Source organism: Allomuricauda sp. ARW1Y1, assembly GCF_013407935.1.
Classification (GTDB): Bacteria; Bacteroidota; Bacteroidia; order Flavobacteriales; family Flavobacteriaceae; genus Flagellimonas.
The window spans coordinates 700561-723535 of sequence record NZ_JACBZU010000002.1 but is presented as its reverse complement, the minus strand read 5'-3'; the positions used below and the strand labels follow the sequence as shown (position 1 = coordinate 723535).

Annotated in this window: 19 protein-coding genes; 11 read left to right on the top strand and 8 right to left on the bottom strand. The window is 44.0% G+C overall.

The genetic code is table 11. The features are described 5' to 3' along the window. Positions 1 to 53 precede the first annotated feature (53 nt). A complete protein-coding gene (locus GGE08_RS08150) occupies positions 54 to 398 on the bottom strand; it encodes a hypothetical protein (RefSeq protein ID WP_179384401.1) in 345 nt (114 codons plus the stop codon). A 118-nt stretch (positions 399 to 516) separates the two neighbouring features. On the opposite strand from GGE08_RS08150, the gene GGE08_RS08145 reads away from it, so the two are divergent. Both GGE08_RS08145 and typA read left to right on the top strand, forming a co-directional pair. Continuing rightward, positions 517 to 1074 (top strand): hypothetical protein, encoded by a 558-nt coding sequence (locus GGE08_RS08145; protein ID WP_179384400.1) that lies wholly within the window; start codon positions 517 to 519, stop codon positions 1072 to 1074. A gap of 97 nt (positions 1075 to 1171) precedes the next feature. Next, a complete protein-coding gene (gene typA, locus GGE08_RS08140) occupies positions 1172 to 2971 on the top strand; it encodes a translational GTPase TypA (RefSeq protein ID WP_179384399.1) in 1800 nt (599 codons plus the stop codon). 116 nt (positions 2972 to 3087) lie between these two features. Here the strand turns inward: typA and ppgK are convergent, their stop codons facing one another. From ppgK to GGE08_RS08120, 4 genes are all read right to left on the bottom strand, one after another. Continuing rightward, positions 3088 to 3846 carry a polyphosphate--glucose phosphotransferase gene (gene ppgK / locus GGE08_RS08135; protein ID WP_179384398.1) on the bottom strand — a complete coding sequence of 253 codons (759 nt, stop codon included), beginning with the start codon at positions 3844 to 3846 and terminating at the stop codon, positions 3088 to 3090. 96 nt (positions 3847 to 3942) lie between these two features. Next, complete coding sequence (locus GGE08_RS08130) at positions 3943 to 4626, bottom strand: cell division ATP-binding protein FtsE (protein WP_179384397.1); 684 nt, start codon at positions 4624 to 4626, stop codon at positions 3943 to 3945. 77 nt (positions 4627 to 4703) lie between these two features. Next, complete coding sequence (locus GGE08_RS16225; protein WP_179384396.1) at positions 4704 to 5831, bottom strand: DUF3137 domain-containing protein; 1128 nt, start codon at positions 5829 to 5831, stop codon at positions 4704 to 4706. An 11-nt stretch (positions 5832 to 5842) separates the two neighbouring features. Beyond that, positions 5843 to 6388 carry a LemA family protein gene (locus GGE08_RS08120; RefSeq protein WP_179384395.1) on the bottom strand — a complete coding sequence of 182 codons (546 nt, stop codon included), beginning with the start codon at positions 6386 to 6388 and terminating at the stop codon, positions 5843 to 5845. 258 nt (positions 6389 to 6646) lie between these two features. On the opposite strand from GGE08_RS08120, the gene GGE08_RS08115 reads away from it, so the two are divergent. The 5 genes from GGE08_RS08115 (at position 6647) to GGE08_RS08095 (ending at position 14743) form a co-directional block, all read left to right on the top strand. Further along, positions 6647 to 9670 carry a tetratricopeptide repeat protein gene (locus GGE08_RS08115; RefSeq protein WP_179384394.1) on the top strand — a complete coding sequence of 1008 codons (3024 nt, stop codon included), beginning with the start codon at positions 6647 to 6649 and terminating at the stop codon, positions 9668 to 9670. 12 nt (positions 9671 to 9682) lie between these two features. Continuing rightward, on the top strand, positions 9683 to 11428 hold the full coding sequence (locus GGE08_RS08110) for a TonB-dependent receptor (RefSeq protein WP_179384393.1): 1746 nt from the start codon (positions 9683 to 9685) through the stop codon (positions 11426 to 11428). Between the two features lie 102 nt (positions 11429 to 11530). Beyond that, complete coding sequence (locus GGE08_RS08105; protein WP_179384392.1) at positions 11531 to 12625, top strand: OmpA family protein; 1095 nt, start codon at positions 11531 to 11533, stop codon at positions 12623 to 12625. A gap of 42 nt (positions 12626 to 12667) precedes the next feature. Then, positions 12668 to 14287 (top strand): amidohydrolase, encoded by a 1620-nt coding sequence (locus GGE08_RS08100; RefSeq protein WP_179384391.1) that lies wholly within the window; start codon positions 12668 to 12670, stop codon positions 14285 to 14287. A 24-nt stretch (positions 14288 to 14311) separates the two neighbouring features. Further along, a complete protein-coding gene (locus tag GGE08_RS08095) occupies positions 14312 to 14743 on the top strand; it encodes a hypothetical protein (protein ID WP_179384390.1) in 432 nt (143 codons plus the stop codon). Between the two features lie 50 nt (positions 14744 to 14793). Here GGE08_RS08095 and GGE08_RS08090 read toward each other — a convergent pair whose 3' ends face one another. Then, positions 14794 to 15327, bottom strand: a complete 534-nt coding sequence (locus GGE08_RS08090; protein WP_179384389.1) for a DUF2911 domain-containing protein — start codon at positions 15325 to 15327, stop codon at positions 14794 to 14796. A 238-nt stretch (positions 15328 to 15565) separates the two neighbouring features. On the opposite strand from GGE08_RS08090, the gene asnB reads away from it, so the two are divergent. Continuing rightward, a complete protein-coding gene (gene asnB / locus GGE08_RS08085) occupies positions 15566 to 17236 on the top strand; it encodes an asparagine synthase B (RefSeq protein WP_179384388.1) in 1671 nt (556 codons plus the stop codon). A 119-nt stretch (positions 17237 to 17355) separates the two neighbouring features. Here the strand turns inward: asnB and GGE08_RS08080 are convergent, their stop codons facing one another. After that, complete coding sequence (locus GGE08_RS08080; protein ID WP_179384387.1) at positions 17356 to 17889, bottom strand: hypothetical protein; 534 nt, start codon at positions 17887 to 17889, stop codon at positions 17356 to 17358. 317 nt (positions 17890 to 18206) lie between these two features. On the opposite strand from GGE08_RS08080, the gene gyrB reads away from it, so the two are divergent. Together gyrB and GGE08_RS08070 are read left to right on the top strand one after the other, a co-directional pair. Further along, positions 18207 to 20147, top strand: a complete 1941-nt coding sequence (gene gyrB, locus GGE08_RS08075) for a DNA topoisomerase (ATP-hydrolyzing) subunit B (protein ID WP_179384386.1) — start codon at positions 18207 to 18209, stop codon at positions 20145 to 20147. A 73-nt stretch (positions 20148 to 20220) separates the two neighbouring features. Further along, complete coding sequence (locus GGE08_RS08070; protein WP_179384385.1) at positions 20221 to 21231, top strand: DUF6588 family protein; 1011 nt, start codon at positions 20221 to 20223, stop codon at positions 21229 to 21231. 80 nt (positions 21232 to 21311) lie between these two features. Here the strand turns inward: GGE08_RS08070 and GGE08_RS08065 are convergent, their stop codons facing one another. Beyond that, on the bottom strand, positions 21312 to 21683 hold the full coding sequence (locus GGE08_RS08065; RefSeq protein WP_179384384.1) for a hypothetical protein: 372 nt from the start codon (positions 21681 to 21683) through the stop codon (positions 21312 to 21314). Positions 21684 to 21929: 246 nt separating this feature from the next. Between GGE08_RS08065 and mdh the strand changes: the two genes are divergently transcribed. Then, positions 21930 to 22856: a malate dehydrogenase gene (mdh, locus tag GGE08_RS08060; RefSeq protein ID WP_179384383.1), complete on the top strand. Its 927-nt coding sequence runs from the start codon at positions 21930 to 21932 to the stop codon at positions 22854 to 22856. Positions 22857 to 22975: the final 119 nt, after the last annotated feature.

Genomic DNA, 22975 nt, shown 5'->3' with positions numbered 1-22975 from the left:
GCTTCAAAATTTGTTTGGTGGTTGCCACCTTGGCTACGGCAAGTGATTGATTTTTATTCTCCACAAAAAATATCTGTCACTCGTAACGTATTAGGGTCAAATTCCAATCGCATATTATCTGAACCAGCAAATACCATAGGATATTCCAATGTATATTTAAGTTCACCTTGAATTTCAGAAACCATTATTCCACCAGAATTTTGGTGTTGAGTCCAATATTTGTATTTCAAATCACCAATTATTTCACGAGCCTCATTCAATGTCATTCCAATTTCAACCTTTTCACAATTCTTCCAGTATTCACGAGTCAGTTTTTCAGTCTGATAGAATCCGACCATTTTTGAAATCAAACTTATAATTCCAATAATCGCAAAAATGTATAGAATTGTTTTTTTCATGTTGAGCACAAGGTTAAAACTTCTAAAATAACAGATTTTACCCATCATAACAGAATTATACCTTTATAACATACTTTTTCAGTAAACTAGGGGTTATACTAGTACCAAATTAACCTACATGCGCCGATTCCTACTTTTGGCATGGCTTTTCGCAAGCTGTTATGCAACTGCCCAATACGGGACCAATTGCGAGGTCCGTCAGTTCAAGCTCAATGCCTTTAACCCCGGTATCGAATACGAAATGGCCCTTGGGGTCAACAGTACCTTGGATATTCGAGTGGCGTATCAGGCCGCTTTGGAACCCGCAAGCTCCCAGCCCTTGGATGATTTCGACTTTTTCCCGGCCATCACCGTTCAGAACAGATACTACCACAACCTCAATAGTCGACAAAGAAGACGCCGCTCTATTTACGGCAATTCCGGAAACTATATTGCACCATCCGCTGCCATTTTTTCACCCGGCAGTCGCGTGGTCGAAGGCCGTTTGGTGGAAGGCGTTCATGGCTACGGTGGACTGGTCTACGGCATTCAGCGCAGTTTTGATTCCGGCTTTAGTTTTTCCATCGATGCTGGTGCAGGGTACTACGTCGGACCCTTTAAAGGCAGTATTCAGCCCGTAGTCAACCTCAGTATCGGCTGGATTATCAGCGAAAAGCGATGGTGTGTGGGTCTATAAGTTTGGAACTCCCACAAAATCAATAAGATAAAAATAACATTTGGGTGTATTGCCCAATGAAAAATAGGAGTATCTTTGCGGGCTTAAAATTTAGGTTATGTCCAAAATTAAAAACATCGCAATCATTGCTCACGTAGACCACGGTAAGACTACCTTGGTCGATAAAATTATGTACCACTGCCAATTGTTCCGTGAAAACGAGAACAAGGGCGACCTTATTTTGGACAACAACGACCTGGAAAGGGAGCGTGGGATCACTATCGTATCCAAAAACGTTTCCGTTGTTTACAAAGACACTAAAATCAATATTATAGATACTCCTGGTCACGCCGATTTTGGTGGTGAAGTAGAACGTGTATTGAACATGGCCGATGGGGTTTTGTTGTTGGTAGATGCCTTTGAAGGGCCCATGCCACAGACCCGTTTTGTGCTTCAAAAGGCGATTGACCTTGGATTGAAGCCTTGTGTGGTGATCAATAAAGTGGACAAGGAAAACTGTACTCCAGAAGAAGTCCACGAAAAAGTGTTCGATTTGATGTTCGAATTGGGCGCCGAGGAATGGCAGCTCGATTTCCCAACAGTGTATGGTTCTGCCAAGAATAACTGGATGGGCGAGGACTGGAAAAAGCCGACCGACAGTATTGAACCCTTATTGGATATGGTGATTGAGCACGTTCCTGAATTTAAACCTCAGGAAGGCTCTACCCAAATGTTGATCACGTCCTTGGATTATTCTTCCTTTACGGGACGAATCGCCATTGGAAGATTGCAGAGGGGAACTTTACGCGAAGGGCAACAAGTTTCCTTGGTCAAACGGGATGGTTCGGTTGTCAAGTCAAGAATCAAGGAGCTCTACACTTTTGAAGGATTGGGCCGTTTGCGCGTTGAAGAAGTGAAGGCCGGTGATATCTGCGCCATTGTAGGAATGGAAGGATTTGAAATCGGTGATACCGTTGCCGATATCGAAAACCCTGAAAAACTAAAGACCATCGCCATTGACGAGCCTACCATGAGTATGCTTTTCACCATTAACGATAGCCCGTTTTTTGGTAAGGATGGAAAGTTTGTTACCTCCCGTCACATCAAGGAGCGTTTGGATAAGGAGTTGGAGAAAAACTTGGCACTTCGGGTTCAACAAACCGATAGCGCGGACAAGTTTTTAGTATACGGTCGTGGGGTATTGCACCTTTCTGTATTGATTGAAACCATGCGTAGGGAAGGGTATGAGCTTCAAATTGGACAGCCACAGGTTATCATCAAGGAGATTGATGGGGTAAAATGTGAGCCCGTGGAGCATTTGACCATCGATTTACCTGAAGAAGTATCCGGAAAAGCAGTAGAGATGGTATCCATCCGGAAAGGGGAGATGACCAGTATGGAAGCCCGTGGTTCCCGAATGGTATGTGAATTCATCATTCCATCGAGGGGCATCATAGGGCTAAGAAACCAATTGTTGACCGCTACGGCTGGTGAGGCCATTATGGCTCACCGATTCTTTGAATATCAACCTTTGAAAGGAAATATCGCCCAGCGTTTGAACGGGTCGTTGGTTTCCATGGAAAATGGAACCGCAATTCCGTATTCTATTGATAAGCTTCAGGAAAGAGGAAAGTTCTTTATCGACCCGGGAGAGGAAATTTACGAAGGGCAGGTAATCGGGGAGAACTCCCGCCAAGATGATATGACCGTGAACGTGACCAAGACCAAAAAGTTGTCGAACGTGCGTTCGTCCGGTGCCGATGAAAAGGCAAAAATCGTTCCGGCCATCAAGTTTTCATTGGAAGAAGCCTTGGAATACATCCAAAAGGATGAATATGTAGAGGTAACGCCAAACCACTTGAGGATTCGAAAAATCTATCTAAAAGAGGTGGACAGAAAAAGAAATAAAGTGGTCTAAATTGTAGATTACTTTTGAGCATAAAAAAAAGCGAGTGAGGAGCAATCTTCATTCGCTTTTTCTTTTTTTATCTAAAAAGTCTTGATTCTTGAATCTTATGGTCTTGAATCCAAAGATCAATGCAAATGCCCGTGGTGCTGTTCGCGCAAACAAGCTACCGCAGCGCCGATGATACCTGCGTGGTTCATCAACTCGGCTTTGACCACTTCTGTATCAATTTTGATGCGATGACTGAATTCTTCCCAATTTTTCGAAGTTCCCCCACCTACAATAATCAAATCTGGACAAACGATAAGCTCTACGAGTTCCAAAAATTTATTGAAGCGCTTACCCCATTTTTTAAAGCTCAAATCTTCGCGTTCCTTGGCAGAGGCAGCGGCCCATTTTTCAATTTTTTTGAATTTTTTGTAGGGAATCTGGCCCAATTCAAAGTTTGGGATCAAAACGCCATTATAGAAGGCACCACTACCGAGACCGGTACCTATGGTAATCATTACCACAAAGCCATCCTTGCCCTTGCCCACACCGTAGTTCATAGAGGCATAGCCCGCAGCATCGGCATCGTTGAGTACGGTAAATTCATGTCCCGTATACTCGGTAAACAATTCGTCGATATTGACACCTACCCAACTGGGATCCAAGTTTCCAGGAGATTTGCATACCCCATTTTTGACTATGGATGGAAATCCACACCCAACAGGACCTTCATAATTAAAGTGGTCCACAATTTTGGCCACTACTTTGGCCATATCTTTGGGTTTTTTGGATTTTGGGGTTGGGATTCGGAAACGCTCTGTCAACATTTCTCCGGTTTCGGCGTTTACGAGGGCACCTTTAATGCCCGATCCGCCAATATCAATTCCAAGAATTTCCATATATGGGAAGCAAAATTAGTTTAGACAAAGTAACAAAAACTTTTGCGCATCCCGTAATTGTTTTGGAAATCGTCTGACAAGCAATGGAATAGCCCGTTACACAGCCTTTTGGATGACTTCAAATACCTTGCTGCCATCACATTTTAGGGTTTTGTGCGGATACTTGAGGATCAAGGCGTAGTCGTGCGTGGCCATAATAATGGTGCGTCCGTTCTGGTTGATATCCTGTAGCACCTTCATTACCTCTACGCTGGTCTGTGGGTCGAGGTTTCCGGTAGGCTCGTCGGCCAAAATAAGTTCGGGGTCGTTTAGAAGGGCCCTTGCAATGGCGATACGTTGTTGTTCGCCCCCGGAAAGTTCGTGGGGAAATTTAAAACCTTTGGTTTTCATACCCACCTTGTTCAACACCTCTTCGATCTTATCGTCCATCTTTTTGGGGTCTTTCCACCCGGTAGCCTTCAGCACAAACTTTAAGTTGTTGTTCACGTTTCGGTCGGGAAGCAACTTAAAATCCTGAAAAACAATCCCTAGCTTTCGCCTTAAAAAAGGGATGTCGCGTTCCTTTAGGGTTTTTAAATCAAAATCGACCACCTGCCCTGTTCCTTGCCTAAGCGGCAGATCGGCATAGAGGGTTTTCATAAAACTACTTTTCCCGCTCCCCGTTTTTCCGATCACATAGACAAACTCGCCTTTTTTCACCTCTAAATCAATATGGTTAAGGACTAGGTTCTCGTTTTGGAATACGGCGACGTCTTGTAATTTTACGATGGTCTCGGGCATATTTTCATTTCAATGGTTATACAAAAGTATTTGAAAATATGGTACGCCCTATCAAAATGCAACCTTTATCCATAATTTTAATTGGAAGCTACCGGAGTGTCGGCGTTCCAGATATTCCTATTGAGGTTTAGATCTTCCACAATGCCCACGGCCGTGGTGATGTCTTCGTACAGTATGCCAAACACATCTGTTTCGGTTAGGTTTTTTTTCTTATCCAAGCTCAAAAAACCATGGGCATGTCGCACCCCCATATACAATTTGTTTTTGTGAAACGATAGCAGGATGGGTTTGTTTATTTTCTGATAAAGTTGTGTTATCCTTTGCATCAATGAGGGTGAAAGGAGGTAGCGCGCTTCAATTTGGTCCGTACCGTAGACTACAAAATGCTTTTCAAATTCAGGATCCTCCATCTTCACCAGTTGGCCTCTGGTTAGGTTGAGACTTTGGAGGGTATGGGCTACATATCCAACCCGTTTCTCCAAGGTGTCGGGTAGGATTACGGTATGGCCCTTGAATTTTTTGGGGAAATCCACCACGGCAAACATCCCCACAAAATGGCTTCCGAAATAATCTGTGGAACGGTGTTTAGAAAACAACGGCCTTACTAAATTATAAGTGACCAATAAGTGCGGGAGCAAGGGAATGAACATGAGGTAGGAATTGTAAGTCCCTTGGTTGATGATGTTGACATCTCCCATCAGAATAGAAGAATTGCCGACTTTTCCCCGTAATACTCCAAAGTTGAGGTTATGAAGGCTGGGCAACTTTTTATTCCTCTTTGCTGGGGGGAAACCAGGAAGCAGCTTGCTCTCGGCAATGTGTTGTGGGGGGATTTGTTGATGTGACTCAAATTTGAATTCGGGGGCGATGTCATCCAAAGCTATTTTTAGAATCTCCCGTTCAGCTTGTTTGAACTTGTTTTTGAAGCGATAGGAGGCTATCATCAAAACAAAGAACAGAAGCCAATAGGCAATCATGGCAAACTGTATGACCCCAAAATTTTGAGCAGGCATAACCCGCGCCATCCATCTGCTGAAACCGATATTGTTAAAGAAAACCATCAAGACCAAACTCAGCATGCCCAGTAAAAACATGAGGATTAGCTTGTTGTAAACTGCTTGGTAAAATCGATACTTTTTTCTGACAATCTCAGCTTTTTGGAGCAAAGGAGCCACTTTGTCCAACAATTTCTGATTGTTTTCCACCATCCCTTGTTTTAGAACGATACTTCAGGGGCTTTAGCCTCTGCAGGTTCGATGGTGAAAAGTGTTCTGTTGGTATAGCCCATCAGTTTTGCAACGATATTGGAAGGGAACATCTCCATACCATTGTTAAATGAATTCACCGCCGCGTTGTAGGCACGCCTAGCTGCGGATAATTGTTCTTCCATTTCGTTGAGACTGTTTTGCAGCAGCGCAAAATTCTGATTGGCCTTGAGTTCAGGATAAGCTTCTGCCCGTAGCTGTATGTTTCCCAAAAGCTTTCCTAGTTGGTTTTCCATCGTAAACCGGTCATTGGGCGAGGTTTCCTTATTCAAGAGTTTTTCCCGTAGCTGGGTGAGTTCGGTAAGCGTTTCACGCTCGTGTTGCATGGCGCCTTTCACCGTATTGACCAAGCGGGGAATCAAGTCCGTTCTTTTTTTAAGCATCACATCAATGCCACTGTACGCTTCTTCGACCTTGTTTTTTTTGCTGATGAGATTGTTGAACAGTAGAATTCCTAGCAACAAAATCAGCATGGGGAGGGCAATCAAATATGTCATTTCAACCAAATTAAAGTTAAACAGTTGGACAACGCCCAAAGGCATGGCCATTTTTATTTCTGACCCTGTTGGGTCCTAGTATGTTGAGGTTGAAATCGCTGTGAGAAGCAAGATTTATTCACAGACCAATCAAAAGTACCAATTCGGCCTGATTCGTCCAACAGCGCATCGTAAATTTCGTCAAATGACATTAAAAATATACTTTGGCCTTAATTTTGACGTTATGAGTACAGTCAATCGAGAAGAGCGTAGAACACTATGAATCGAAAAAACCTCCTACTGTTTCCCATTTTAATGGGAACTTTTTTTGTGCTTTCCGCACAGGAAACCAAAATATACACCCACGAAAATAAAGCGTATCAAGATGCATTGGCCCTCTACAACAATGGTCAGTATCAAGCCGCACAAAACATTTTCGAATCGGTCAAGGCCAACACCAAAGATGGCGAAACCGAGGCCAATAGTGCCTACTATGCTGCCAATGCCGCTATTCGGTTGAACCAGCGTGGTGCCGACAAAATGATGGAGGATTTTGTGGAGCGCTATCCTACGTCCACCAAGCGGAATTCCGCCTTTTTGGATGTGGCCGACTATTATTTCGAAACCGGAAAATATCCCTACGCGCTCAAGTGGTACAAAAAGGTGGATGAGAATTCCATGCCCTACTCGGAGCGGGACCGCTTTAACTTCAACAATGGCTACGCGCTCTATGCATCCAAACGTCCGCAGGAGGCCGAGCGTTATTTGAACAAGGTTACGACTTCCCAAAAATATGGCTCACAGGCCAAATATTATTTAGGGTATATCGCTTACGAACAGGACGATTACAATTCGGCAAGCGCACGTTTCGACCAAATTCAGGACCCGGAGTTGCTCAATGAAAAGCTTTCGTACTATCAAGCCGACCTGAATTTTAAGCTGGGCAAGTTTGAGGAAGCCATCGCCATGGCCAAAAAGCAGCTGCCCAAATCGAACCGCGAAGAGGTTTCTGAACTCAATAAAATTATTGGTGAGAGCTATTTCAACCTGGAACAATATGCAGAAGCCATTCCCTATTTGGAAGAATACAGGGGCAAACGCGGCAAATGGAACAATACCGATTATTATTTGTTGGGATATAGCCACTACAAATTGGGCGACTACGAAAAGGCCATTCAGCAATTCAATAAAATTATTGGTGGAAACAATGCCGTTTCCCAAAACGCCTATTATCATTTGGCGGAATGTTATTTAAAGCTCGATAAAAAGTCCGAGGCCTTGAATGCGTTCCGAAATGCTTCGCAAATGGACTACAGCCCCGAAATCCAGAAAGATGCTTGGTTGAACTATGCCCGTTTGAGCTACGAAATCGGTAATGCCTACGAACCCGTTCCGCAAGTGTTGACCACTTATTTGGAAACCTATCCGAAGGATGAGCACCAAATGGAAATTCAGGAACTGTTGGTGGATTCGTACATCACCTCCCGGAATTTTGAAGGTGCGATGCAGTTGTTGGAAGAAAACCAGAACTACGCCAGCAAGGAAACCTATCAAAAGGTAGCCTACTATCGTGGGGTGGAACTTTTTATTGACGGCGACTACGAAGCAGCTTGGGAACGTTTTGACAAATCTGTCAAAAGTGCTGCCAATCCTAATTTTGAGGCACGTGCGCTGTACTGGAAGGCGGAATCAGCCTATCGTTTGAACCGTTTTGAGGAAGCTTTGGTGGATTTTGTGCGGTTCCAGAAAGCTCCAGCGGCCAAATCGCTTTCGGAATATGAGCAACTGGATTATAATTTGGGGTATACCTATTTCAAATTGAAAGATTACAACAATGCCATTTCCTATTTTCAGAATGTGGTAGGTTCCAATGCCATTGATGATCAACGTAAAAATGATGGTTATCTGCGGTTGGGCGACAGCTATTTTGTGAACAGTAAATATCAGTTGGCGAAGAAGGCCTACGATACATCATCAAAGATGAACGGCCCTGAACGAGATTACGCGGCATTCCAAAAAACGCTGTGTGATGGCTTTTTGGGCAACAATACTGCCAAAATTGATGGTCTCAACGAATTTTTGACCATGTTCCCAACCTCTACTTTACGGGATGATGCCTTGTTTGAACTAGGCAACTCCTATATCAACAATAATCAAGAAAATTTGGGATTGCAGACCTACGACCGTATCGTGGAGGAGTACTCGGGCAGCAAGTTCGCGCCCCGTGGATTGTTGCGTTCCGGTTTGGTCTACTACAACTCCAGTCGCAACCAACAAGCCTTGGATAAGTTGAAGGAAGTCGTACAAAAATATCCCAACACCCAAGAGGCCAAACAAGCCATGGCTACGGCCAAATTGGTTTATGTGGATGAGGGCAGGGTAAGCGAATATGCTGCATGGGCCCGAAATCTCGACTTTGTGGAGGTAACCGATACGGAGCTGGACAACGCCAGTTTTGAATCCGCCGAAAGAAAACAAATTGAGGGCAAATCGGCTGCTGCAATTCGTGGATACGAGGATTACCTAAAAGAGTTCCCCAACGGATTACACGCACAGAATGCCAACTTTGCCTTGGCACAACTCTACTTTGCCAATGGCGAAAAGGACAAAGCTTTGCCCAAATACAAAGCTGTTGCCGATGGCGGGAATGGGGAATATACCGAACAGGCCCTGACCCGCGTGTGCGAGATTTATGTGGAAAAACAAGATTATGCCAATGCCATTCCTTATCTGAAAAGATTGGAAAACACCGCGGATATTTCGGAGAACAAGACCTTCGCACAGTCCAATTTGATGAAGGGATATTACGGTCAAAAAGACTATGCCCAGACCATTGCCTATGCCGAAAAGGTATTGAACGCCCCTAAAATTGATGATCGCATCAAAAGTGACGCCCAGGTCATGATAGCACGGTCTGCCATTGCTACGGACAATGAAGCATTGGCCAAAACGGCCTATCAGGATGTGAAACAGATTGCATCGGGAGAGCTCGCAGCCGAAGCGTGGTACTACGATGCCTATTTTAAAAATAAGGAACAGGATTTTGAGGCATCCAATGAATCCGTACAAAAGTTGGCCAAGGACTACGCTGCTTACAAGGAGTGGGCCGGTAAAGGGTTGGTGATCATGGCCAAGAACTTCTATCGTTTGGGAGATGCTTTCCAGGCCACCTACATTTTGGAAAGCGTGATTTCCAATTTTTCCGAGTTTGACGAAATCGTTTCAGAAGCAGAAAGTGAGTTGGCCACCATCAAGGCAAAAGAAGCCGAAAGCAATTCATCCGTAGACCCCAATCAAAACTAAACGAGACACAACATGCAAAAGAGAACCTATATATTTTCACTAGTTGTTTTGAGCCTTTGCGGAGTGGTAATCGCCCAGGAAGAGGATAATATCGGTACGGAAACGGTAACGGTGGTAAAACCATATTCCCCAACCGTTTCTGATGCCTTTAAGATCAAATCGTCGCCCAGCTTGAACGATTCCATTGTGCTACAAAAGAAAAAAATCAATTACAGCATATTCTCTGTGCCCGTAGCATCCACCTTTACCCCGGCGAAAGGAAAAGCATCGGGAGTGGAAAAAACACCACCACCCACCTTGTACAATTCATACGCATCGGTAGGTTTGGGCAATTACAACAACGCTTTGGTGGATTTTTACACCAGTAGGGAGTTCAATCGTGGCGAAGATTTGTTGGATTTTGGACTTACCCATAACTCATCACGTGGCGATTTGGATTCAACCCCGCTGGATACGGAATTTTACGATACCAAGTTAAACGCATCCTATTCCAAAAAGGACAGGTACATGGATTGGGGAGCGGACATCGGTTTGCAGCACCAACTGTACAATTGGTACGGCATCCAAAGTGAATTCTTTACCGAGGATGAGATCAATGCGATGGACGAGCAGCAAAATTATTTCAATGCGGAGGTCAAAGCGCACTTCAACATGGAAGATTCTTATTTCAAAAGTGGAAATGTGTTGTTGAGACGATTCTGGGACGCTACGGAATCTACGGAGAACCGGGCTGTTATCAACCCCACCTTTGAACTTCCAATTACGCAGGAGTTGCTTACCATCGGAGCAAAGGTCGATTATGTAGGCGGCAGTTTTGAAAATGGCTCGATTACCGAAACGACCAATGAAGGACAGAAAAACTATAGCCATCTGCAAGCAGGAGTCACACCAAGTTTGTTGGTTCTTCGGGATGACCTGACCTTGAATTTGGGGGCCAACATCGTCTACGGACTGGATATGGAAAACAGCGAGAACAACTTTTATATCTACCCAGCGGTTACCGCATCATATCGTGTATTGGATGAAAATGTGATTGCCTACGGGGGTATTGAAGGGGAGTTGGCTCAAAATTCCTATCATGATTTTGTAAATGAGAACCCTTTTGTTTCACCAACTTTGGATATTACCCCTACCGATCGACAGTACGAGGGCTATTTGGGATTGAAGGGCCAGTTGACTTCCAATGTGGGATACAATATCAAAGGGTCGTATATGGCAGAGAACAGGAAACCATTGTTCATTCACAACCCAATCAACACCTTAAGGGACGATGAGAAAAGCTATACGTTCGGCAATTCCTTTCAGGTGTTTTATGATGATGTAAAAACTTTGGGTGTTTTTGGTGAAATCAATGTGGATGTGAACCGTAATTTTTCCTTGGGCGTGAATGCGGAATTTTACGATTATGACACCGAAACGGACAATCCTGCGTGGAACTTGCCTTCCATTAAAGGCTCCGTTTTTATGGACTACCAAATTAGCGAGCAGTGGTACATGGGGGCCAATTTGTTTTATGTGGGCGAAAGGGAGGATTTATTGTCCCAAATTGACCCGCTTAATTCGCAATTGCAATTCGATCAAGTGACCCTCGATGGATTTTTTGATGCGAATGCCCATGTCGGATATCGATTCAACGACCAGCTTTCCATTTTCGTGAAAGCTTCCAATATCGCCAACAACAATTACCAACGTTGGGCCAATTTTAGGGTGCAAGGATTCCAAGCGTTGGCAGGTGTATCCTATAAGTTCGATTTCTAGCCTGTAGGGAAATAGGCAATAAATTGTTAAAAATACCGTTCATTATTTTCGGTCAATTTATTGATTGTTCAGTAGTTGACCGTTCCCATTGAAACGGAAACCATGCAACCACGACCATTACAAAACCTATTTTTATGCCTTGTTTTAACGAGTTTCTCGTTGGGATTTGGCCAGAATTTGGTGCAGAATGGTGGATTTGAGGACTATGTATCCTGTCCCATTAAAATGAGCAATCTTAACAAGGATGCCGAGTATTGGAGCGCCCCAACCTTGGGAACCACAGATTATTTTAACGAATGTAGTCGTACCAAGTTGGGCGTTCCCATGAACTTTAAAGGAAGGCAGGAACCTTATGAGGGATCAGGATACGCTGGGATGTACCTGTACGCGCCTAGAGATTACCGGGAATATATCCAGGTTCCCCTAACGGAAACTCTTCAAAAAGGAAGTCGGTATCGATTGACCTTGTTTATAAGCCTTTCCGAAAAATCCGATGGAGCCGTAATGGATATGGGTGCAGTATTTACCGAAAAACTGCTTTCGGTGCACACCAAACGGGAACTTTCGCAAGGAGAACTTTTGGCATCGGCCATCCAAACTACCCCAATCAAACAATTCCCAGTCACAGGGTACTATCAGGACAAACAAGAATGGATGGAACTCAGTTTTGATATGGTGGCCAAGGGTTTTGAACGCTATCTGATATTAGGAAATTTCAAAAGTAATGCCGGGACCAATTACTTGGACAATACCGATGTATCCAAACCAAACGAAGGCTATGCCTACTACTATCTAGACGATATCTCATTGACCTACCTTGGTCCAGAATACCAAACAGACGAGGTATACGTGCTGGACCACGTTAACTTCAACTTTGACCGTTTCGATTTGCAGCCCAAAGCTGAGCAAAGCCTTCGGGATATTTATGAATATTTGATGAAAAATCCTGAATTAAAGGTCGCCATTAGCGGACATACCGATGATTTAGGTTCCGATGCCTACAATGATATCCTTTCACGGGAGCGGGCGAGTAGCGTAGCGCAGTATCTGATTGATCTTGGACTGGACAAAAATCGGATTACATCAAAAGGGTACGGAGACAGTAAACCGTTGGACACCACCCTCACCGATGAAGCCCGAAGAAAGAACCGTCGTGTGGAGTTTGTGATGACAAAGTTTGAGGACGAAAACCCCTAAACATATCCCTGCTTTTTCTATTTTTGAAGGAAACCTTCATAAATGAAAAAGTTACTTCTAATTGCCACCGTAGTTCTAGTGTTTTCTTGTACTACTAAGGAAGAGGTGGACCTGATTGTCACCAACGCAAATATCTACACCGTAGATGCCAATTTTTCCAAAGCGAACAGCTTTGCCGTCAAGAATGGAAAGTTTGTTGCTGTAGGTGATTCCGAAGAAATTACACAAAAATATGATGCTGCCGAACAATTGGATGCCGAAGGCAAGACCATAGTTCCGGGCCTTATTGATGCCCATTGCCATTTTTATGGATTGGGACAAAACCAACAAGTAGTGGATTTGGTGGGTACGCAAAGCTTTGACGAAGTTGTGGAACGGGTTGTGGCATTTCAAAAAGAACGGCCTTCAAATTTTATCCGAGGTAGGGGTTGGGACCAAAACGATTGGGAAGTGAAAGAATTCCCGACCAAGGACAAGTTGGATGAATTGTTTCCCGACACCCCCGTAGCGCTAGAACGCGTTGATGGCCATGCCTATTTGGTCAATCAGAAAGCATTGGATATGGCTGGGATTACTACCGAGACCCAAACCGAAGGAGGTGAAATCGTAAAGGAAAATGGTGTGATTACTGGTGTATTGGTGGATAACCCCATGGCTTTGGTGGATAGGGTGATTCCCGAAGCCAGCTTGGAACAAAAAATACAGGCACTAAAAGATGCTGAGAAAATCTCATTGGATTACGGACTGACCACCGTAAACGATGCAGGTTTGCCCCGGGATATCATCGAACTCATCGATAGCTTACAGCAAGCCGATGAATTGTCGATTCGGGTGTACGCCATGGTATCCAACTATCCAGAAAATCTGGATTATTTCCTGAACAAAGGCATTATTAAAACCGATGAATTGAATGTTCGTTCCGTAAAAGTGTATGGCGATGGGGCCTTGGGTTCACGAGGAGCGGCCTTGAGAGCACCATATTCTGATAAACCGGGACATTTTGGGGCGATGGTCACTCCAGTGGACCAGATTGAAGCCTTGGCAGAACGTATTGCCGCCACCGATTACCAGATGAATACCCATGCCATTGGCGATTCTGCCAATATCGTGGTGCTTCGTGCCTACAAAAAAGCCTTGGAGGGCAAAAGCGACCGTAGATGGAAAGTGGAACATGCCCAGGTGATTACGCCCTCCGATTTTGATTATTTTGAAAATGGAATCATACCCTCCGTGCAACCTACCCACGCTACCAGCGATATGTATTGGGCCGAGGATAGATTGGGCGAGGAACGCGTTAAAGGAGCCTACGCCTTTAAGGATTTGCTCGACAAAGCCGGACTGGTAGCCTTGGGAACCGATTTTCCGGTGGAACAAGTGAGTCCATTTTTAACCTTTTACGCAGCGGTGGCTCGTCAGGATTTGGAGCAATATCCCGAAGGTGGTTTTCAAATGGAAAATGCCCTGAGCAGGGAAGAAACCTTGAAGGGAATGACCATTTGGGCGGCCTATTCCAATTTTGAGGAAGATGAAAAGGGAAGCATTGAACCAGGGAAATTCGCGGACTTTGTGGTGTTGAGCGATGATTTGATGACCATTCCATCGGAAGAGATTCCCAACGTAACCGCCGAGCAGGTTTTCTTGGGAGGGGTTCAGAAGAAATAATATCTCGTTGTCATTCTAAACAAGGTGAAGAATCTATCAAAATCTATAACTCGTTTTTTGTCAATTGGGGTTTTGTTACTTCTTTTTTCTGGTTGCAAACATGATGTAACTCCAAAATACGAGGATTTTGATGAAGACGATTTCCTTAAGGTGCCTGCGGTTGTGACTAAAATTACAAGAACACCTGTCGTTGGAAATAAATCACATTTTAGATGGGATAAATTCAATGTGTACTATGCTTACAACCTTGAATCTGATTCAATTCTAGTTGGAAAGGAAATGGATATTGACTTAGCACTCAATGAAGGTGATGGGTTTTACATCTTTGTCCATAAAAAAGACAAGGGAATCAGTTTTATTGCTGGCTCCCACTTATTGCCAAAGGATGAGAAAATTCTTGAACGATATTTGAAAAAGTCAAAGGAGAATGGTGTGAAATATTATGGTGTGGAATAGCAATAAAAAAGCCCCGAATCGGGGCTTTTCTGATTTGATATCCTACTAGATTAGTAACTAATAGGCAAAGTAACTCTTGTGGTTCCCCATCCCATAACCAAGTTTCCATCGTCATCAAAAGCAATTCCGAAGGCTTCCAATTCCTCACTGTCCATGGAAGGGGTGGCCATAGCGCGCACCACGTCGGCATCGCTATCATAGGAGTAAGCACCCCACTGGTGCAGGTTGTTGTTCAAGATAACGGTCCATTCATCTTCCCCAGGTATGGTGAACAAGGAATAAGAACCTGCCTTGATGGTTTTTCCGCCGATCATGGCATCTGTATAAAATGTGATTTCGGTGGCCTCATTGGCTCCGGTTCTCCAAACTTTTCCCACAGGGGCCAATTCGGCAAGACTACGTCCCTTTAATTGTGGACGACTGTAAATAACACGTGCCATTTTGTTTGCTTCCCTTGAGCTCGCTGGGTAATAGGCAATATCGGCCGGACTTTTGTCCAATCCGCTAAATTTCTGTGCCGTGGCATCGGTGGTAAATACCAAACTGGTGCAGAGCACTACTAATAATACGGTTAATTTCTTCATGATTGTGATTTAAGTTCCTAGTTTAAGGAGTTGATTAAATGATATTCAAATATACAGACGAGAAAATTAAGCAACCTTACAATGCGTTCGGAATAAAAGCATAAAAGCAAATATGGGTTACAATTAATAATAAATGGGCAGTTTAATGTATAATAATATAAGCCAAATTGGATATATACTTTTGTTTTTTAATGTTAAAATTCATTTTTGTTTTAAAATTGTTACAAATTATAATGATATGTGTGGAATTGTATGCGCATTTGATGTGAAGGAAAGTACAGAAGTACTTAGGCCCCAATTGTTGGAGATGTCGAAGAAGGTTAGACACCGTGGGCCAGATTGGAGTGGGATTTACTCTGATGAAAAAGCCATTTTGGCCCATGAGCGATTGGCTATTGTGGACCCAGCTTCGGGTAAGCAGCCGCTATTGAGTGCGGATGGCAAATTGGTACTGGCCGCCAATGGTGAAATCTATAACCATCAAGAGTTGAGAAAACAGTTCGAAGGAGAATATCAATTCAGGACCCAGTCGGATTGCGAAGTAATTTTGGCCCTTTACAAAAAAAAAGGTGTTCACTTCATCGACGAAATGAACGGAATTTTTGGTTTTGCCATTTATGATTCCGAAAAGGACGAATATTTTATTGCCCGCGACCATATGGGCATCATTCCCTTATATATTGGGTGGGATAAGAACGGTACGTTTTACGTTGCCTCCGAGTTAAAGGCCCTGGAAGGCACTTGCTCCAAGATACAGTTGTTCCCTCCGGGACATTATCTGCACAGTTCCGATGGGGAATTTGTGAGATGGTACAAACGCGATTGGATGGAATATGATGCCGTTAAGGAGAATGAAACCAGTATCCAAAAAATAAAGGACGCCTTGGAAGCTGCGGTACACCGTCAGTTAATGTCCGATGTGCCTTACGGTGTATTGTTGTCCGGAGGCTTGGATTCTTCGGTAACATCGGCCATTGCCAAAAAATATTCCCAAAAACGAATCGAGTCTGGTGACACTGCCGATGCATGGTGGCCACAACTACATTCGTTCTCCGTGGGACTGGAAGGTTCCCCGGATTTAGCCGCGGCCCAAAAGGTGGCAGACCATATAGGAACCGTGCACCATGAGATTAAATTTACCATCCAAGAAGGGCTGGATGCCATAAAAGATGTTGTATATAATCTAGAAACTTACGATATTACGACAATAAGAGCCTCGACACCAATGTATTTAATGGCAAGGGTCATTAAATCCATGGGTATAAAGATGGTATTGTCCGGGGAAGGAGCAGATGAACTTTTTGGAGGATATCTATACTTCCATAAGGCGCCAAGCCCAAAGGATTTTCATGATGAGACCGTTCGGAAATTGGATAAACTTCATATGTACGACTGTCTCCGAGCCAACAAATCTTTGGCCGCTTGGGGCATAGAAGGCCGAGTGCCTTTCTTGGATAAAGAGTTTATGGATGTAGCAATGAGCATCAACCCAAAAGATAAAATGATCAATGGAGAACGCATGGAAAAATGGGTGGTGCGCAAGGCTTTTGAGGATTATTTGCCAGAAAGTGTGGTCTGGAGACAGAAAGAGCAGTTTTCGGATGGTGTTGGATATAGTTGGATAGACACCTTAAAAGCACTGGTAGAAGAGGAAATTACCGATGAGCAGTTACAAAACGCCCATTTCAAGTTTCCAATTCAAACGCCAACATCAAAGGAAGAATATTATTATCGTTCCATTTTTGAAAGCCATTTCCCTTCGGATGCTGCGGCATTGAGCGTTCCACAGGAACCATCGGTGGCCTGTAGTACCAAGATTGCCCTGGAGTGGGACGAAGCGTTTAAAAACATGAATGATCCATCGGGAAGAGCAGTGGCTAAGGTTCATACCGATGCATATGTGAAATAGCCCCCTTTACCAACCAACGATATGAAGCAGTAAATCTAACATTTGTTTCATTTTTAATTAGTCCGAAAAGCCCCTTATCCAAGGGGCTTTTTAGTTGTATCAAAAATGTTGTGTTCTAACTAGAAGTGAAGTGCAAAACCTATACGGAACTCAAACATGCCCTCTTCTGTAAAATCCTCGTTAAGGCTCAGGTTATAGCGCAAACCAGGTTCAATGCTAACCATATCGCCAATAAAGATGGCGTAACCTCCTTGGAATCCCAACCATAGGGGATTTTCGGTTGCATCTTGCAGGCTGGCTCCGGTAACATCCAATTGAACGGGGATGGTATTGGTGATGTAATATTTAGCACCCAATTTGTATGAGAAAATGCTTGTTCCATCAAAATCGGAGTACCCAAGTCCAACCTTGGCAGCTAAGTTATCTGCAATAAAATATCCACCTTCGGCCCCAATGCTCCAAATGGTAAGGTCGTCAATGCTAACAAGTCCAAAACCGGTATTGGCCGTATGCGCAACACCGGTATCCCCACCGCCAAAACCTGTATTGGCTTCTATTAACCAGCTGCCTTTGTCGGTCTGGGTTCCATCTTGTGCGTTACTTGTAAAGGTGAATCCGATTGCCACAGCAATCATAATAATTGTTTTTTTCATCATGTAAAATTTAGGATTAAAGGTCCGAAAGTATAACTTTTTTCAATGCTCGATGATTTTTTTTGAAAATTGTAAATGCATATTTAGCACTGTTCAAATCGACGCAGTAAGTACGTTGTTTCACCTGAACAAAACTTAAAAAGAATGTGGTTTTTATAGAAATCACTGGATATGGAAATTAAGGATGAAAAGAACTGTGTTTTCCACAGGTTTTTGTTGATAACTTAGATGGTCGAAGAGGCTTCAATCGCCTATTTCTACTGGCTATTCACTATATTTGTAAGATTTGAAATTTTGAGCCAAATACCGATAAATATATGAGCGAAGAAGCGAACAAGAAACAGTACTCGGCGGATAGTATCCAGGCCCTTGAGGGGATGGAACACGTACGTATGAGACCTTCCATGTATATTGGAGATGTAGGGGTCCGTGGATTGCACCATTTGGTGTACGAAGTAGTGGATAACTCCATTGATGAGGCCATGGCGGGCCACTGTGATAGGATTGATGTGATCATCAACGAAGACAACTCCATAACCACAAAAGATAACGGAAGGGGAATCCCCGTAGACCTGCACAAAAAGGAAGGTGTTTCCGCCTTGGAGGTGGTCATGACCAAAATTGGTGCAGGGGGTAAGTTCGATAAGGATTCTTATAAAGTCTCTGGTGGACTTCACGGTGTGGGCGTTTCTTGTGTGAATGCCCTGTCCTCCCATTTAAAAGCTACCGTTTACCGCGATGGGAAAATTTGGGAACAGGAATATGAAAGGGGAAAAACCCTTTATCCGGTAAAAAGTGTGGGCGAAAGCTCCGAAACGGGTACCATTGTCACCTTTGTTCCTGATAATACCATATTTACCCAAACCACAGAATATAGTTACGAAACCCTTGCCAACAGGATGAGGGAACTATCATACCTTAACAAAGGGGTGACCATAACCTTGACCGATAAAAGGCGCAAGGACGAAAAAGGAGAGTTCATTTCCGAAACATTCCATTCCGATGAAGGTTTAAAGGAATTTATCAAGTTTTTGGATGGCACTCGTGAGCCTTTGATCCAAAGCGTGATTTCCATGGAAGGTGAAAAGAACGGCATCCCTGTAGAAGTGGCCATGGTCTACAATACCGGCTACACCGAAAACTTGCACTCCTATGTGAACAACATCAATACCCACGAGGGGGGTACGCACCTATCAGGTTTTAGGAGGGGATTGACCACAACTTTGAAAAAGTACGCGGACAACTCCGGGATGTTGGACAAGCTTAAGTTTGAAATTTCCGGGGATGATTTCCGGGAAGGACTAACCGCTATTGTTTCGGTTAAAGTTGCAGAGCCTCAGTTTGAGGGTCAGACCAAGACCAAATTGGGTAACCGAGAGGTGACCAGCGCCGTGAGTCAGGCTGTTTCCGAGATGTTGACCGATTATTTGGAAGAGAATCCAGATGACGCCAAACAAATCGTGGAAAAAGTAAAACTGGCCGCACAGGCAAGACATGCCGCTGCCAAGGCCCGTGAAATGGTCCAGCGAAAGAACCCGATGAGCGTAGGCGGTTTGCCAGGAAAGCTATCCGACTGCTCCGAGCAAGACCCGACCAAATGCGAAGTGTTCCTAGTAGAGGGAGATTCCGCAGGGGGGACGGCCAAACAAGGTCGAGATCGGAATTTTCAAGCGATTCTTCCATTGCGAGGTAAAATCCTGAATGTGGAAAAAGCCATGCAGCACAAGGTGTTTGAAAATGAGGAAATCAAAAATATCTACACCGCTCTTGGAGTAACCATCGGAACGGAGGAAGATAGCAAGGCTTTGAACTTGGATAAGCTACGTTACCATAAAGTAGTCATCATGTGTGATGCGGATGTCGATGGTAGTCACATCGAAACCCTTATTTTGACCTTCTTCTTCCGTTATATGAGGGAGTTGATAGAAGGAGGGCACGTTTATATTGCGACTCCGCCATTGTACTTGGTGAAAAAAGGAGCCAAAAAACGCTATGCGTGGAACGATAAGGAGCGGGACGCCATCAATGCAGAAATGGGTGGTGGGGCAAGCATCCAACGATACAAGGGTCTTGGTGAGATGAATGCCGAGCAGCTTTGGGATACCACCATGAATCCAGATTTTAGAAAATTACGTCAGGTACAGATTGACAATGCAACGGAATCCGACCGTATTTTCTCCATGTTGATGGGGGATGAAGTGCCGCCAAGACGAGAATTTATCGAGAAAAATGCCGTCTATGCCAATATAGATGTATAGATAAGTAAGGTTTCACAACAAAAACTCGCCCCACAAAGGCGAGTTTTTTAGTTTTGGTTAAAACTTCAATCATATGAAAAGAATAGTATTAGGCTTAGCACTGGTTTCCATGACCATGGCAAACGCCCAGGATCTAAACGATATTTTCGTATCGGGCGTGACAGATGCCGAACGATTTGCCAATGCTTATCTATCGCCCGTTTCCGAAGGAACCCTTTACAGTATTTCCACTGGTTGGTACAATACTGCCGATGCAAAGCCCTTGGGAGGCTTTGAAATTTCACTGGTTGGAAACCTGACCGGATTTAAAAATAAGGACGACAAAAAAGCATTCCTTTTAGATCCAGCGGATTATGAAAACCTTGATTTTGTGAGCAACCCCGGCCAACCTCGACTAGTGTCTACCGCTTTGGGCGACATTGACGGAGTCGATGTGTTCGTAGAAGATGAAAGTGGTTTGTTCCGGGAGGAATTTGAACTTCCATCGGGACTTGCAGGCGAAAATCTCAATTTTATCCCTTCGGGATATCTTCAGGCCAGCGTAGGTTTGATCAAAGGGTTAGAGGTGAAAGCACGCTTTCTGCCACAGATCAAATTTGAGGACGATGCCAAAATAGGATTGTTCGGTGCAGGTTTGCAGTACGATTTCACCAAGATGCTACCGGCAGACAAAGTGCTGCCTGTGGCCATTTCTGCGGTTATCGGCTATACAAATTTGAACGGTGAATATGATTTTACTGACTCTTCTACCATTCAGGGGAGTGACCAGCGCCTAGATGCATCCTTTAGAACTTGGAACTTTAGCGCTGTGGTTTCTACCAAAAATATTCCTGTCATCAATTTTTATGGAGGATTGGGTTACATTACGGGAAAATCGGACATCGATTTATTGGGAACCTACGAGGCAAATGGACCTTTCTTCACCGAAACCGTAACAGATCCTTTTTCAGTGTCCCAAAACGCAAGTGGCGTTAACGCCAATCTGGGTACTAAGATAAAATTGGGCTTTTTTAGGCTGAATGCCGAATACAATATTGCCGAATTCAGCACCTTCACCTTTGGTGTCAACTTTGGATTTAGGTAACGAGCAACCCAACTGACCGACCAAAAATAAAGAAGGCCCCGCTCCCGGGGCCTCCTATTTTCATATATGTAGCCTTCACGTTACTCCCTGGTGGCGAAGACCGAGCCATTGTCCAAGGTTAAGATTTCTGGTTTTTTGGCTTTTTCCAAGCTTACAGTGATATCTTTCACTTGGGGATCGCCATATATAATGGTGTAGGTTCCGTTTTCTTCGGACCATTTAAAATCGGTATAAAAAGTCAATTTGGAATTGGAGTAGGTCTGGTACCTACCTAAATAAACATCGTTAAAAATCCACTCTTCGCGAGTAGTGTTGGTTCCCTTGCCTTCAAGGGTAGCAGATTCAGTTTTTGACCAGATGCCCAAGATAGGGTCGTGGTTCTCGGGTACGCGAGTACAGTTGCTGATGGCGATGATGCCAACGATCGACAACAATGAAAAGAGCTTTTTCATAGGTCAAGTAGGTTACGTTAAATTTGGGACTATTAGAACGTTGGTTTGTGACAATGTATTGTGTGAAAAATGGAAAACAGTTGCATTTGGTTTTGGACAATGATGTAGGTCATATTGGAGCAGATAATCCAAATTGATGGGAACAAGCTGTCATTTGTACAGAAGAAGCCCCTAAAACTGGTAAAAGTCAGCTTTTTTCTGATGCAAATGCCTTATTTTTGAGGACTAAAATTTAAATCTATACACATGAAAGTTACCGTAGTTGGAGCTGGTGCAGTGGGAGCAAGCTGCGCTGAATACATAGCGATGAAAAATTTTGCGTCAGAAGTTGTTTTATTGGATATCAAAGAAGGTTATGCCGAAGGAAAGGCCATGGATTTGATGCAAACCGCCTCGTTGAACGGATTTGATACCAAAATTACAGGAAGCACCAACGATTATGGCAAAACTGCGAACAGCGATATCGCAGTGATTACCTCTGGAATACCACGTAAACCCGGTATGACCCGTGAGGAATTGATCGGAATCAATGCTGGAATTGTAAAAACGGTATCCACCAGTCTTTTGGAGCATTCCCCAAACGTGACCATTATTGTGGTAAGCAACCCTATGGACACCATGACCTATTTGGTGCACAAGGCCACAGGCTTGCCAAAAAACCGAATCATCGGTATGGGAGGTGCCTTGGACAGTGCACGCTTTAAATACAGATTGGCCGAAGCCTTGGGAGCGCCTATTTCCGATGTGGACGGTATGGTAATCGGTGGGCACAGCGATACCGGAATGGTTCCCTTGATCGGGCATGCCACCCGTAACAGCGTAAAGGTTTCCGAATTCCTATCCGAAGAAAAAATGAACTGGGTCGTGGAAGAGACCAAGGTAGGAGGGGCCACATTGACCAAATTGCTCGGAACCAGTGCTTGGTACGCGCCTGGAGCTGCTGTTTCTGGTTTGGTGCAGGCCATTGCATGTGACCAAAAGAAAATGTTCCCATGCTCTACCATGTTGGAAGGCGAGTACGGTTTGAACGATATCTGTATCGGAGTTCCCGTAATCTTGGGCAAGAACGGTATCGAAAAAATCGTGGAAATCGAACTATCTGATGCCGAAAAGGCCAAAATGCAAGAAAGTGCCGAAGGTGTTAAAAAAACCAACGGACTGCTAGACGTGTAGCCTATTTCGAAATAAGTTACTGAATTGCCATTTCTGACGTAACCCCTAAGGAAATTGCCCATCGGTTTTTGGGAGATTCCAAGGTTTGTCGGGAATGGCAATTTCTTTTTTGGCGCATA

Excerpts from the sequence above, each read along its gene's own strand:
- GGE08_RS08150 (WP_179384401.1), bottom strand. The coding sequence starts at position 398 with ATGAAAAAAACAATTCTATACATTTTTGCGATTATTGGAATTATAAGT.
- GGE08_RS08145 (WP_179384400.1), top strand. The coding sequence starts at position 517 with ATGCGCCGATTCCTACTTTTGGCATGGCTTTTCGCAAGCTGTTATGCA.
- typA (WP_179384399.1), top strand. The coding sequence starts at position 1,172 with ATGTCCAAAATTAAAAACATCGCAATCATTGCTCACGTAGACCACGGT.
- ppgK (WP_179384398.1), bottom strand. The coding sequence starts at position 3,846 with ATGGAAATTCTTGGAATTGATATTGGCGGATCGGGCATTAAAGGTGCC.
- GGE08_RS08130 (WP_179384397.1), bottom strand. The coding sequence starts at position 4,626 with ATGCCCGAGACCATCGTAAAATTACAAGACGTCGCCGTATTCCAAAAC.
- GGE08_RS08120 (WP_179384395.1), bottom strand. The coding sequence starts at position 6,388 with ATGACATATTTGATTGCCCTCCCCATGCTGATTTTGTTGCTAGGAATT.
- GGE08_RS08115 (WP_179384394.1), top strand. The coding sequence starts at position 6,647 with ATGAATCGAAAAAACCTCCTACTGTTTCCCATTTTAATGGGAACTTTT.
- GGE08_RS08110 (WP_179384393.1), top strand. The coding sequence starts at position 9,683 with ATGCAAAAGAGAACCTATATATTTTCACTAGTTGTTTTGAGCCTTTGC.
- GGE08_RS08105 (WP_179384392.1), top strand. The coding sequence starts at position 11,531 with ATGCAACCACGACCATTACAAAACCTATTTTTATGCCTTGTTTTAACG.
- GGE08_RS08100 (WP_179384391.1), top strand. The coding sequence starts at position 12,668 with ATGAAAAAGTTACTTCTAATTGCCACCGTAGTTCTAGTGTTTTCTTGT.
- GGE08_RS08090 (WP_179384389.1), bottom strand. The coding sequence starts at position 15,327 with ATGAAGAAATTAACCGTATTATTAGTAGTGCTCTGCACCAGTTTGGTA.
- asnB (WP_179384388.1), top strand. The coding sequence starts at position 15,566 with ATGTGTGGAATTGTATGCGCATTTGATGTGAAGGAAAGTACAGAAGTA.
- GGE08_RS08080 (WP_179384387.1), bottom strand. The coding sequence starts at position 17,889 with ATGAAAAAAACAATTATTATGATTGCTGTGGCAATCGGATTCACCTTT.
- gyrB (WP_179384386.1), top strand. The coding sequence starts at position 18,207 with ATGAGCGAAGAAGCGAACAAGAAACAGTACTCGGCGGATAGTATCCAG.
- GGE08_RS08070 (WP_179384385.1), top strand. The coding sequence starts at position 20,221 with ATGAAAAGAATAGTATTAGGCTTAGCACTGGTTTCCATGACCATGGCA.
- GGE08_RS08065 (WP_179384384.1), bottom strand. The coding sequence starts at position 21,683 with ATGAAAAAGCTCTTTTCATTGTTGTCGATCGTTGGCATCATCGCCATC.
- mdh (WP_179384383.1), top strand. The coding sequence starts at position 21,930 with ATGAAAGTTACCGTAGTTGGAGCTGGTGCAGTGGGAGCAAGCTGCGCT.